This window comes from Plantibacter sp. VKM Ac-2885 (assembly GCF_015351205.1).
In the GTDB taxonomy this organism is placed as follows: Bacteria; Actinomycetota; Actinomycetes; order Actinomycetales; family Microbacteriaceae; genus Plantibacter; species Plantibacter auratus.
The window spans coordinates 1305257-1318006 of record NZ_JADKSK010000002.1 but is presented as its reverse complement, the minus strand read 5'-3'; the positions used below and the strand labels follow the sequence as shown (position 1 = coordinate 1318006).

General features: G+C 70.2%; 11 protein-coding genes. 5 read left to right on the top strand and 6 right to left on the bottom strand.

Going from position 1 to position 12750, the window contains the following annotated elements; all coding sequences use genetic code 11:
• Window positions 1–223 precede the first annotated feature (223 nt).
• The 5 genes from ITJ66_RS18550 to ITJ66_RS18530 are packed head-to-tail and all read left to right on the top strand — an operon-like array spanning window position 224 to window position 5159.
• Window positions 224–1732 carry an ABC transporter substrate-binding protein gene (locus ITJ66_RS18550; protein ID WP_071262450.1) on the top strand — a complete coding sequence of 503 codons (1509 nt, stop codon included), beginning with the start codon at window positions 224–226 and terminating at the stop codon, window positions 1730–1732.
• Window positions 1729–2688, top strand: a complete 960-nt coding sequence (locus tag ITJ66_RS18545; RefSeq protein WP_194645547.1) for an ABC transporter permease — start codon at window positions 1729–1731, stop codon at window positions 2686–2688. The genes ITJ66_RS18550 and ITJ66_RS18545 overlap by 4 nt, the downstream gene beginning before the upstream one ends.
• On the top strand, window positions 2685–3596 hold the full coding sequence (locus ITJ66_RS18540; RefSeq protein WP_137243315.1) for an ABC transporter permease: 912 nt from the start codon (window positions 2685–2687) through the stop codon (window positions 3594–3596). The genes ITJ66_RS18545 and ITJ66_RS18540 overlap by 4 nt, the downstream gene beginning before the upstream one ends.
• Entirely contained in the window at window positions 3593–4381 is a 789-nt protein-coding gene (locus ITJ66_RS18535) for an ABC transporter ATP-binding protein (protein ID WP_124769609.1), read from the top strand. Before ITJ66_RS18540 ends, ITJ66_RS18535 begins: the two co-directional genes overlap by 4 nt.
• Window positions 4374–5159: an ABC transporter ATP-binding protein gene (locus tag ITJ66_RS18530; RefSeq protein WP_086473982.1), complete on the top strand. Its 786-nt coding sequence runs from the start codon at window positions 4374–4376 to the stop codon at window positions 5157–5159. The genes ITJ66_RS18535 and ITJ66_RS18530 overlap by 8 nt, the downstream gene beginning before the upstream one ends.
• 303 nt (window positions 5160–5462) lie before the next feature.
• Here the strand turns inward: ITJ66_RS18530 and ITJ66_RS18525 are convergent, their stop codons facing one another.
• The 6 genes from ITJ66_RS18525 to ITJ66_RS18500 all read right to left on the bottom strand — a co-directional run bounded on the left by ITJ66_RS18525 (window position 5463) and on the right by ITJ66_RS18500 (window position 12747).
• Window positions 5463–6428, bottom strand: coding sequence for an oxygenase MpaB family protein (locus ITJ66_RS18525; RefSeq protein WP_240044038.1), 966 nt, complete (start codon window positions 6426–6428; stop codon window positions 5463–5465).
• Window positions 6429–6577: 149 nt separating this feature from the next.
• Entirely contained in the window at window positions 6578–7342 is a 765-nt protein-coding gene (locus tag ITJ66_RS18520; protein WP_137243317.1) for a class I SAM-dependent methyltransferase, read from the bottom strand.
• A gap of 35 nt (window positions 7343–7377) precedes the next feature.
• Window positions 7378–9096, bottom strand: coding sequence for an ABC transporter ATP-binding protein (locus ITJ66_RS18515; protein ID WP_194645546.1), 1719 nt, complete (start codon window positions 9094–9096; stop codon window positions 7378–7380).
• Window positions 9093–9965: an ABC transporter permease gene (locus ITJ66_RS18510; protein WP_194645544.1), complete on the bottom strand. Its 873-nt coding sequence runs from the start codon at window positions 9963–9965 to the stop codon at window positions 9093–9095. The genes ITJ66_RS18515 and ITJ66_RS18510 overlap by 4 nt, the downstream gene beginning before the upstream one ends.
• On the bottom strand, window positions 9962–11053 hold the full coding sequence (locus ITJ66_RS18505) for an ABC transporter permease (protein WP_228501985.1): 1092 nt from the start codon (window positions 11051–11053) through the stop codon (window positions 9962–9964). Before ITJ66_RS18505 ends, ITJ66_RS18510 begins: the two co-directional genes overlap by 4 nt.
• 71 nt (window positions 11054–11124) lie before the next feature.
• Window positions 11125–12747, bottom strand: a complete 1623-nt coding sequence (locus ITJ66_RS18500; protein WP_194645543.1) for an ABC transporter substrate-binding protein — start codon at window positions 12745–12747, stop codon at window positions 11125–11127.
• Window positions 12748–12750: the final 3 nt, after the last annotated feature.

The window sequence follows — 12750 nt, the reverse complement described above, 5'->3', positions numbered from 1 at the left end:
TTCCAAGGCGGCGGAGCACATCACGATCCGATCACTCTGTGACGCCCCCTGACACCGTGGCTGGCACCACACACGTCGACTGGGTACGCTCGCTGGAGCCCCAGCGATGCGGCTTTCCGGACGCGGTCCAGTATTCACGCGGCCCAGGCGGGAATGCCCGCTGCCCGGAACCGGTTGTGCGTCTCCAGATGCCGGCCACTCCAGCATCCCCGAAAGGACCTCCATGCGTCATCGTCAGCTGCGTCGTCAGCTCCTCACCGCCGCGATCGCGGTCACCGGCGCCGCCCTCGTCCTCACCGGCTGCGCAGGCCCGGCCGCGACGCCGACGCCCGACGCCGACGCGACCCTGCGGGTCGGTCTCGTCCTGGAGCCCTCCGACCTCAACATCCGCACCACCTCGGGCGCCGCGCTCGATCAGATCCTCATCGACAACGTCTACCAGGGCCTCGTGTCCCGCACCGAGGACAACCAGATCGTCGACACGCTCGCGAAGAGCCACGACATCAGCGCCGACGGTCTCACCTACACCTTCGTCCTCCGCGACGGCGTGACCTTCCACGACGGCGCCGCCCTGACCGCGGCCGACGTCGTCGACTCCATCACGCAGGTTCAGCAGGACCCGACGTTCGTCGACAACGTGGCGCTCCAGAAGGTCGCCTCGATCACGGCCGTCGACGACTCGACCGTGCAGTTGCAGCTCACCTCGCCCGACTCCAACCTGTTGTGGACCCTGACCGGACGCGCAGGACTCGTCCTGGAGTCGGGCGCCACCAACGACCTGTCGACGACCGCCAACGGTACCGGGCCGTTCACCCTGAAGACCTGGAAGCAGGGCGACAGCATCACCTTCGACCGGAACGCGAAGTACTGGGGCGACGCTCCGAAGGTCAAGGAGGTCGTCTTCAGCTACATCCCCGACGCCTCCTCCGCCGTCAACGCCACCCTCGCCGGCGAACTCGACGTGCAGACGGCGCTCGACGCGAACCTCAAGGACCAGATCACCCGCGCCGACGGGTTCAGCATCACCGAAGGCAAGACGACCGACAAGTACACCCTCGCCTTCAACAACCAGCGCGCTCCCCTGAACGACCCCCTCGTCCGGCAGGCGCTCCGCTCCGCCATCGACCACGCCGCGATCGTCGAGGCCGTCGGCGGCGCCGCGGTCGAGCAGTACGGTCCGATCCCCGAGCTCGACCCGGGCTACGAGAACCTCAGCGAGCTCGTGAAGTACGACCCGGACCAGGCGAAGGCGCTCCTCGCCCAGGCCGGCCAGGAGAACCTGTCCCTGACGCTCACGATCCCGAGCTTCTACGGCACCTCGGTGGCCAACGTCCTGGTGTCCGAGTTCAAGGCCATCGGCGTCACCCTCACGGTCAAGAGCGTCGAGTTCCCGACCTGGCTGAACGACGTCTACACGAACAAGGACTACGACCTCAGCTACGTGAACCACGTCGAGGCACGCGACTTCCAGAACTGGGCGAACCCGAACTACTACTTCGGCTACGACAACGCGCAGGTCCAGTCGCTCTATGCTGAATCCGTAGCGGCGACCGATCCGGCCGTCGCAGCCCAGAAGCTCAAGGAGGCGGCGTACCTCGTGTCGAAGGACAACGCCGCCGACTGGCTCTACACCGCGATCACCCTCACGGTGGTGCGCGACGGCGTGACCGGCTTCCCCGTGGACTCGGTCAACTCGCGCATCAACCTGGCGAAGGTCGCCGTGACCGGGTGACCCGGTTCATCCTGACGAGGCTGGTACTCCTCCTCGTCGGGCTCCTCGCCGCGAGCGCCCTGATCTTCTTCACCATCAGGGTGCTCCCGGGCGACGTCGCCCAGGTCATCGCAGGAACGGATGCGACGCCCGAAGCGGTCGCCGCGATCCGCGAACAGTTGGGACTCGGCCAGCCCGTCCTCCTGCAGTACCTCGACTGGATCGGCGGGTTGCTCCGGGGCGACCTCGGGAACTCGCTCATCACGGGCACCCCCGTCGCCAGCGAACTCGCCCAGAAGGCGCAGGTGACCGTCCCGCTCGGCGTCATGGCCCTCGTGATCGCCCTCGCGTTCAGTGTTCCGCTCGGGGTGCTGGCGGCCGTCCGGCGCACCCGCGCGACGGGCGTCGTCATCTCCTTCGCGTCGCAGGGGCTCGCCGCCGTCCCGGTCGTCTGGGCCGGCATGTTGCTCGTGCTCCTCTTCGCCGTCGTGCTCGGTTGGCTCCCAGCGCAGGGCTTCCCGCGCGCGGGCTGGAACGATCCGCTGGCGGCGATCCGTGCCCTCCTCCTCCCGGCACTCACGATCGGCATCGTCGAGGGCGCGGTCCTGCTGCGCTTCGTCCGTTCCGCCGCCCTCGACGCGATCGGCCAGGACTACGTCCGGACGGCGGCGGCGAAGGGGCTGACCCGTTCGCAGGCGCTCATCCGCCACGGGCTGCCGAACGTGGCGCTCTCGGTCGTCACCGTGCTCGGGCTCCAGATCGCCGGGCTCATCGTCGGCAGCGTCATCATCGAACAGCTCTTCACGCTTCCCGGCATCGGGCGCATGCTCGTCGCCGACGTCGGCAACCGCGACCTCGTGAAGGTGCAGGGCGAGCTCCTCGTCCTCACCGGGGTGGTCCTCGTGATCGGTGCCGTCGTGGACGTCGTCCACCGTCTCGCAGACCCCCGACTCCGCGAACGGGAGCGGACCACATGACCGCCCGTCAGGATCACCCGCGTCGGCGCGCGGCATCAGGCGGACTCCGCACCCTCGTGTCCGGCCCGGCAGGCGTGTTCGGGCTCGTCGTGGTCACCCTGCTCCTCCTGAGCGCCGGCGTCTCCTTCCTCTGGACGCCGTACGACCCCCAGCTCACCGATCCGTTCGCGAAGTGGCTGGCTCCGTCGCCGGCCCATCTGCTCGGCACGGACGAGGTCGGACGCGACATCTTCAGCCTGCTGCTCGTCGGTGCGCGGGTGACCGTGGCCGTCGCGATCGGTTCCGCAGTCGTATCGACGGTCCTCGGGGTCGCCCTCGCCGCCCTCGGTTCACTCACGCGGCGCTGGGTCCGGGAGACGGTCGCGGTGCTGATCGACATCCTCATCGCGTTCCCCACACTGCTCATCGCCATGATGATCGCCTCGGTCTTCGGCGGCTCGCTGTGGGTCGTCATCTGGGCGGTGGGCATCAGCTTCGGCGTGAACATCGCACGGGTGACCCGCCCCGAGATCCGCCGGGTCTCGCACAGCGAGTACGTGCTCGCCGGCAAGGCCGCCGGTCTCGGGCCGGTGAGGAACCTGACGCGGCATCTCCTGCCGAACGTCGCACCGGTGTTCATCGTCCAGCTGTCGTGGTCGATGGCGGTCGCGGTGCTCGCCGAGGCGGGCCTGTCGTACCTCGGCTACGGCGCCCCCTCCAGTGTCCCGTCCTGGGGTCGGATGCTCAGTGAGCTGCAGACCTACCTCGCCGTGCACCCGCTGTCGGTGCTGTGGCCGGGGCTCGCCATCACCATCACCGTCCTCGCCCTCAACCTGCTGGGTGACGCCCTGCGGGACGCGACCGATCCGACCCTCGGTCGCCGAGGACCCGCCTCGACCCCCACGTCCCCCCAGGGGGTGACCGCATGAGTCTCGACGTCCAGGACCTCGTCGTCACGCTCGGCGGCCGCCGGGTCGTCGACGGAGTGAGCTTCAGCGTGCCGGCGGGCGCACGGTTCGGCCTCATCGGCGAGTCCGGATCCGGGAAGTCACTGACGGCGCTGGCGATCCTCGGACTGCTCCCGGACGGCGCCTCGGTGAGTGGCAGTATCCGCTGGCAGGGCGAGGAGCTCCTCGGCCGCGACGACCGCGAACTCGCGCGGATCCGCGGGCGTGAGATCGGGATCGTGTTCCAGGAGCCTCGGACGGCGCTCAACCCGATCCGCACCATCGGACGCCAGATCGGCGAGCCGCTGCGCATCCACGAGGGGCTGTCGAAACGGGAGGCGCTCGACCGGGCCGTCGAACTCGCCGCGCGGGTCCGTCTGCCCGACCCCGAGCGCATCGTCCGGCGGTATCCGCACCAGCTGTCGGGCGGGCAACGCCAGCGGGTCGCGGCCGCCATCGCCCTCGCCTGCGGACCCTCCCTGCTCATCGCGGACGAGCCGACCACGGCGCTCGACGTCACCATCCAGTCGGAGATCCTCGGCCTCTTCGAGCGTCTCGTGAGCGAGACAGGGGCGTCCCTCGTCTTCATCACGCACGACCTCGCGGTCCTCTCCCGGATCGCCAGTGACGCCGTGGTGCTCGCGCAGGGGAAGGTCGTCGAGGCCGGGCCGGTGGCCCAACTGCTGTCGATGCCGGTGTCGCCCGTGACGCAGCGGCTGTTGGCCGCCGCGAAGACCATGAGCTGGAAGGGCGAGGACGATGACTGAGCCGCTGCTCCACGCCCAGGGGCTCGGACGGGTCTACACCAACCCGCGGGAGTCGCTCTTCCAGCGCCCGAGCCGCACCGTCGCGCTCCACCCGAGCGACCTCGTCGTCGCCCCCGGTGAGGCCGTCGGCATCATCGGCGAGTCGGGGTCGGGCAAGTCGACGCTCGTCCGCCTCCTGCTCGCGCTCGACACCCCGAGCTCCGGGTCCGTCGCGTTCGACGGCCGTCCCGTCAGCGCTGCGGCGAGCGCCAGGAGCCTGCACTGGTTCCGTCGACAGACGGGCGTGGTGTTCCAGGACCCGTACGCGTCGCTCGACCCGCGCATGAGCGTCGGGCGGATCGTCGCCGAGCCCCTCTCGGCGCTCGGGATCGAGGGCGACCACCGTTCCAAGGTCCGCGCGGTGCTCCGGCTCGTCGGGCTCGACGCCGACGCGGCCGACCGCTTCCCGCACGAGTTCTCGGGTGGTCAGCGCCAGCGCATCGCCCTCTCGCGCGCGATCGTGCACCGCCCGCGCCTCCTCGTCGGTGACGAACCGCTCAGCGCGCTCGACGTCACCGTCCGCGCGCAGATCCTCGAGTTGCTCGGCGGGCTGCGGCAGGAGCTCGGGCTCGCGATCGTGCTCGTCTCACACGACATCGGCGTGGTGCAGCATCTCTGCGACCGGGTCGTCGTCATGCGCGACGGAGCGATCGTCGAGGAGGGTCCGGTCGCCAAGGTCCTCAGTCGGCCGTCACATCCGTACACGACCCAGCTGCTCGCCTCGGTCCCCCGCCTCTGACACCGTCCCGGTCCCTGAGCCACCACACGGTCCCTGGACCACCGTCGCTGGACCACCGTCTCGGCCCCTCAGCCACCATTCCCCGGTCCCTGAGCCTGTCGAAGGGCGACAATCCTCCGCGCAGAACCGCCCTTCGACAAGCTCAGGGACCGGAGACGGTTGGCGGCGCGATGACGCCCAAGAGGGCATGCCGACCTGCCGTCCGGTCCTGCGCCACCACCCGGTCCCTGAGCCTGTCGAAGGGCGAAGTACGGAACGCGGAGCGCAGCCCTTCGACAAGCTCAGGGACCGGAGACGACAAGCTCAGGGACCGGAGACAGCCGGCGGGTCCGCCAGGCGTCGATGCCGGCGCAGGGCCGCGCGCTGGCTCGGCGACTCACCGTGCAGGACGAGCCCCACGATCCACAGGACCACCCGGGTCGCCGTCACGACCGGCAGCGGGATCGGGCCGAGATGAGCGGTGCGGAGCCCGAGGATGCGGCGGTACTCGGGTGGGATCGTCGCGACGGCTCCCGCGAAGAGGATCCCGTAGGCGGGGAGCAGCGAGCGGTCGAGCGGCGGTCGACGGAGGAACGCCAGGGTCTCGTCCACCCGAGGGCCGCCGGTCAGCTCGCCCGCGTCGAGGTACCCGTGCAGCTGTCGGGCCAGCTCAGCCTCGGAGCGGGGCGGGTCGACGACGCCCATGAGCTCGCCCGCGAGTGCCCAGTCGGCCACATAGGCGTCCGCACCACCGGGGATCCGACCGCCCCAGGTCTGTCGCACGCTCAAGAAGGCGTCGGTGAACGCCAGGTGCACCCAGCGCAGGAGGTCCGGGTCGTTGGCCGCGTACGGGCGCACCACGCCATGGGCGTCGAGGTACTCCCCGACGACGCGTTCGTGGAGCTTGAGCACGTAGTCGCTCGTCCGACGCGCCGTGTCACGATCGCCGTAGGTGACGGTGAAGATCCAGCGGATGGTGCCGTCCAGCCGTCCGAGCGGGTCCTCCCGGTACCGGGACCAGTCGTGCACGCCGGCGAGCGCCCCGGGGTGGGCCGCCTGCAGGAGGAGCGCCCGGATGCCGGCGACCATGGTCTCGACACCGCCGTGCACCGTCCAGGCCGCGGAGTCGGGCGTGAAGAACCCCGCGTCGGTGCCGTCCTCGAGATCGAGCGTCCACTGCGGCGGGCGGTCCTGCTCCACCGCGAAGACCGCGAGGATGCGTGAGCGGAGCCCGGCGAGCAGGCGGGTGCGCAGGCGGGAGACCGGTCGCCGTCCGGTGCCGACATCCACCACTCGATCGTCCTCCACTCGCCGTCACGACGAGCCTACGTCGGGATGCCGGTGGACCCACCCGTAGAGGGATCATCTCCCGTCTTCCGGTCCCTGAGCCTGTATCCCGGTCCCTGAGCCTGTCGAAGGGCGCCTCGGCAGGGCCGCGGTCACCGGGCGGGCTTGCGCGCTTCGATGAGGGTTCGGGAGGAGTGCGCGACGAACGGGCCGTCCTCCTGCAGGGAACGGTGCAGCTCCCGCAGGCGGTCGAGGTACCGCGCGGAGGTGAATCCGGGCACCATCCAGATCACCTTGCGCAGGAACCAGACGATCGCACCGACGTCGTGGAACTCGATCCGCAGCCGTTCGGTCCGCAGCTCCACGATCTCGAGTCCGGCGGCGCGGGCGGCGTCGGCCTCGTCGTCAGGGTGACGTGCTCGACGGACGGCTTCGGGCTGCGGGCCGAGGAAGGCCTCGACGAGTTCGAACACGCTCGCCGGTCCGACGTGCTGGGCGAGGTAGCCTCCTCCCGGCGCGATCACCCGCGCTACGTCGGCCCAGTCCACAGCGACGGGATGCCGGCTCGACACGAGCGCGAACGAGTCGTCCGCGAACGGCAGTGGAGCACCCTCCTCCGTGCGAACGACGACGACCCCGCGCGGGTGCAGGCGGGCGGCGGCTCGGGCGAGGTTCGGTGGCCAGGACTCGGTGGCGGCCGCGAGCGGTGGAAGCACCGGCGCCGTGTCGAGCACCTCTCCCCCGCCGGTCTCGAGGTCGAGCGAGGACGGGACGTCGGCCAGACGTCTCCCGAGCAGCTCCGAGAACCGCCAGGAGGGGCGCGCCTCACTGGCTCGGCCGTCGAGCCACGAGAAGTCCCATCCGTCGACCGAGGCGGCGTCGGCCTCGGCGACGAGGTCGTCGAACGATCGTGACATGGTCTCCTCCGTGCGTGGTTCCGTGGTCGGTGCGCTCATCCGACGGCCTCGAACCGGCTCGGATCGAGCCGCTCGACATCGAACCGCGGCACCGCGTCGAGCAGCTCCCGAGTGTACGCGTGCTGTGGATGCCCGAGGACGGCCGAGGCCGGGCCCGACTCGACGACGCGCCCGGTCGACAGCACCGTCACCTCGTCGGCGATCTGCCGGACGAGACCGAGGTCGTGCGAGATGAACAGGTAGCTGAGCGCGTGCTCGTCCCGGAGGTCGAGGAGCAGTTCGACGATCTGCGCCTGCACCGAGACGTCGAGGGCCGAGGTGGGCTCGTCGAGGACGAGGACCGACGGCGCGAGGACGAGCGTCCTCGCGAGTGCGACCCGCTGGCGCTGGCCACCCGACACCTCCCGTGCACGACGCCCCAGCGCACTCGCGGGGAGGGCGACCTGGTCGAGGATGGTCGCGACGCGGCGCCGGCGTTCGGCGGCGCTCCGCACCCCGTGGATCCGCAGGGGCTCCTCGATGATCTGTCCGACGGTGTACCGCGGATCGACCGCCGAGAGCGGGTTCTGGTAGACCAGCTGGAGGTCGCGCGCGAAGGGGTTGGCGACGGCGTTGTCCCGCGGGAGTTCCCGGCCGGCGACCCGCACCGAGCCGTCGTCGAAGGAGGTGAGCCCGGCGACGATGCGCGCGAGCGTCGACTTGCCCGACCCGGACTCGCCGACGAGCGCGTGGATCGAACGCGGACGGAGGACGAGCGACGCGCCGTCGAGTGCGGGCGGCGCCTGCGGATCGCGTCCGAACCGTTTGGACACGTGCGACACCTCGACCACTGCGGGCGCCGCGTTCGTCTCGCCGCGCTGCTCCGCCTGCACCTGCTCGGCCGCAGCGCGGATGCGTTCCCGGTAGCGCAAGGGCGAGGACGCGGGTGAGTCCGAGAGCAGCCCCACCGTGTAGGGGTGCCGCGGTGCGAGCAACACCTCCTCGGCCGGGCCCGACTCGCGGACGTTCCCGTCCTGCAGGACCACGATCGCGTCGCTGCGCTCCTGCGCCAGCGCCAGGTCGTGGGTGATGAAGAGGATCCCGAGCCCGAGCTCCTGCCGGAGGCCGTCGAGGAGGTCGAGGATGCGCCGCTGGACGGTCACGTCGAGCGCGGACGTCGGCTCGTCGGCGATGAGCAGCTTGGGCCTCGCCGCGATGGCGATCGCGATGAGCACCCGCTGCAACTGCCCGCCCGAGAGCTCGTGCGGGTAGGACCGCACGCGGGCCGAGGCCTGACGGATGCCCACGTGCTCGAGCAACTCGATCACGCGCGCGGGGACCTCCGAGCGCGGGGTGTCGCCCGCCACCTGGACCGCCTGGGCGATCTGCACGCCGATCCGCTGCAGCGGGTCGAGTGAACTCAGCGGATCCTGCGGGATGAAACCGAGCGTCGAGCCGCGCAGGGGGCGCCACTGCTTCCGGGAGAAGTCGGCCACCTCGTGTCCGGCGACCGCGACCCGACCGGCGGTGACCGAGCCGTTGCCCGGGAGGAGCCCCGCGACCGCCCGGGCGATCGTGCTCTTCCCCGAACCGGACTGGCCCACGAGCGACACCGTCTCGCCGCGCCCGACCTGGAACGACACGTCGCGCACCGTGTCGGTCGGCCCCCTCGAACCACGCGTCCGGTACCCGACGGCGAGTCCGTCGACGAGCAAGGGCACCGGAGCCGCGTCGACGACGTGGAGTGCGCTGTGCTGCAGGGCTGCCTGGTTCATGCGGTGGTCCTCTCGCGGGTGAGTTGGCTGAGACGGCTGATGGCGAGCACGGTGACGGCGATCACGAGGCCCGGGACGACGACGAGCCACGGCGAGGACACGACGTACTGACGACCCTCGGAGACGAGCAGGCCCCACTCCGGGTCGGGCGGCGGAGCTCCGTACCCGAGGAAGCTGAGCGAGGAGATCCAGATGATCGCGAGGCCGAACTGGAGGGCCGTGAGCGACAGCACCGCGGAGTACGAGTTCGGGAAGACGTGCTTCGCGAGGACGTACGCCCGCGAACCGCCGAGATGGTGACTCGCCTCGACGAACGGCAGGTCCTTCACCGTCAACACCTCGGAGCGCATGATCCTGGTGAACGCCGCGATCGAGGAGATCCCCACGGCGACGGCCGCGTTCAAGGTGCCGAAGCCGAGCGCCACGACGACGACCATCGCGAGGAGCAGCCCGGGGATCGAGAGCAGCACGTCGACGATCCGGCTGATGACGGCGTCGACGAGACCGCCGAACGACGCGGCGACGAGCCCGAGGACCGTGCCGGCGCCGAGACCGATGAGGACGGCGACCGCCGAGCCGAGCAGGGTCCGACCGGTGCCGTGGATCACCCGCGACAGCAGGTCGCGACCGAGGGAGTCGGTTCCGAACCAGTGCGCGACCGATGGAGCGGCGAGCGCGTTGGCGTCGTCGGGCTTGAGCGGGTCGTACGGCGTGAGGAGGCCGGGTGCGACGACGGACACGAGGACGAGACCGACGACGATGATCGCCAGGACGTCCGCGACCCCGAGGCGGCCGAGGAGTCGACGGAACACGTCCGGTCCGTCGTCGGCCGCGGTGACGTCGCGGTCCGGGTGGAGTCGGAGGCTCATGCGTCCACGCTCGCTTTCGACGAGATACCGTCGGGCACCGCCGTCCCCGTCGCCGCCGCTGTCGCGACAGCAGGCCTGGCGAGGCGGGAGCGTCGGGACCGCCCATGCCCCGGGCGGACGATGCGCGGGTCGAGGACGGGGTAGACGAGGTCGGTCACGAGGTTGATGCCGACGTAGATGGAGGAGATGAGGATGACGACGGCCAGGATCACCGGGGTGTCCTGATCGCGCACGCTCTCGAAGGTGATGAATCCGAGGCCGGTGCGGGTGAACACGGCCTCGACGACGACGGCACCGGCCAGCAGCTCTCCGACGACGAGGGCGAGCATCGTGATCGACGGGATCGCACCGTTCTTCAAGACGTGGCCGAGGGCGATCCGGACCTCGCTCGTCCCCTTCGCGCGGAGCACGGTGACGAAGGGTTCGTCCGCGGCCTTCCGGAGTCCCTGGATCAACACCTGCGTCAACGGACCGTTGACGGCGAGCGCCAGGGTCAGTGCCGGGAGCACGTAGGACACGAAGCCCTGATCGCGCACCGACGACACCCAGCCGAGCTGGAAGGAGAAGATCGCGAGGAGCACGAAGCCGATGAGGAAGCTCGGCGCGGAGATCGAGGCGATGGGCGCCGAGGCCGCGATGCTCCTGATCGCCTTGACGGGGCCGTACACGGCGGTGAGCGCGATCGCGAGCGACAGCACGATCGTCATGACGAACGCCACGCCCGCGAGCACGATCGTGTCCGAGAAGCCCTGCGCGACGAGGTCCGACACGGCACGACCGCTCACGAGCGAGTAGCCGAGGTCCCCGTGGAGGAGCCGACCGACCGTCAGTGCGAACTGTTCGATCGGCGACAGGTCGAAGTGGTAGTACGCCCGCAGTGCTTCGCCTGCGGACGGGGGCAGTGGGTTGAGCGGGCTCGTCAGCTTGTTCTCGATGGGGTCGCCGGGCAGGACGAAGAGGGTGAAGAAGACGAGCGTGTAGACGAGGGCGATCACGAGGAGCGCCTGGGCGACGCGCCTGATCACGTACTCGCGGTACTGCCGGCGTCGCGTGTCCGCCGCGCTGGCGTTCGGATGCTGGTTGGACATGTGGGGCCTCCTCTCGGAAGGGACGGGACCGGGTACGGGAGGGCCGTCCGGTCGACGGCCCTCCCGCTCGCTCAGTCCTCGATCGAGGTGTTGTAGAACTCCGGCAGGGCGCCGTCGGTGAGGGAGAAGCCCTTCACCCGCTGCTGGGTGACGAACACCTGGCTGTCGTTGAGGATCGGGACGACATAGGCCTGGTCGATCAGGTGGTCCTGGATCTGTCCGAGGATCACCGCACGGGTGTCCTCGTCGGTCGCCTCGTTCTGCGCGTCGAGCAGCGACTGCAGGGTCGTGTCGGCGCCGGCGAGACCGAGGAGGTCGGAGCCGTCCTTGCTGTAGTACTCGCTGAGGCCCTTCGAGGGGTCAGGGTGCGGCCAACCGACCCGGAGCGCCCCGACCTCCGGGTCCGCGAACGCGGTCGCCCAGTAGGTGGAGTAGTCGAGCTCGTTGAGCGACAGCTCGATCCCGACGTCCTTGAACTGGTTCTGGATCTGCTGGAAGAGGCTCTTCGCCGTGTTGTCGTAGACGTCGATGTAGGTCTTCACCGTGAGCCGCTCGCCGCCCTTCGTGCGGTAGCCGTCCGCGTCGCGCTCGGTCCAGCCGGCTCCGTCGAGGAGGCTGTTGGCCGCATCCGGGTCGTAGGCGAACTTCGCCGATTCGTCGACGTAGCCGAAGGTGCCCGGCGACAGGACCGACGTCGCGGGCGTCCAGCTGTCGGTGTACTGCGTCTCGATGATCTGCTCACGGTAGATCGCGTGCAGCAGCGCCTTGCGGACGTCGACGTCGTCGAGGAACGGCGCCTGGCTGCGGAGGAACCACTGGTTGCTGAGACCGACACCCGTCTTGGACACGATGTCGTAGCCGGCGTCGACGAGCCCCTGCTCCTCGCTCGGCTGGACGTAGCGGATGACGTCCGCCTCGCCCGACTTCAGGGTGCCGAGCCGGACGCTGTCCTCCTGCACGGGGATGACCGTGACCGAGGCGAGGTGCGCCTCGCCCTGGTTCGGGGAGGACGGCGGGGCCCAGGCGTAGCCCTCACGACGGTCGAGCACGATCTCCTTGCCGTAGGTCTCGGAGGCGACGACGAAGGGACCGGAGCCGATGAGGTTCACGAACTTCGACTGCTCCTCCTTGCTCGCGTCGATCGTGGCGTCGGCGACGAGACCGGATCCCCACCCGGTGAGCACGTTGAGGAAGGGCGCGTACGGTGCGGCGAGGACGACGGTGACGGTGCTGGTCGCGTCGTCCGGCGTCGCGACGAGACCGGGCGGGAACTGCGCATTCGGGGTCGTGCCCTTCGCCTCGTCGCCGGTCGACTGCCAGTTCAGGTTCTTCGCGACGCTCGAGGCGTCGACGTCGGTGCCGTCGCTGTAGGTGACGCCGTCACGGATCACGAAGGTGTACGTGAGACCGTCGGGGCTGACGGTCCAGGAGTCGGCGATCCACGGTTCGAGTTCGCCCGTCTCCGCGTTGCGGTAGAGCAGTCGGTCGGTGATGTTCTGCTGGAGCGCACGGGTCTGCCACGTGCCCGCCTCCTGCACCTGCGCCGAGGTGGGGATCTCCGCGTCGAGGTAGGTGAGGCTGCCACCGTCCGCGTCGGACGAGGCCGACGCCGCCGAGCAGCCGGTCAGCGCGATGCTCACGGCGACGAGTGCTGCGGCGGCGAGTCGTGCTCGCCGTCTGGTGGTTCGGGTCATGAC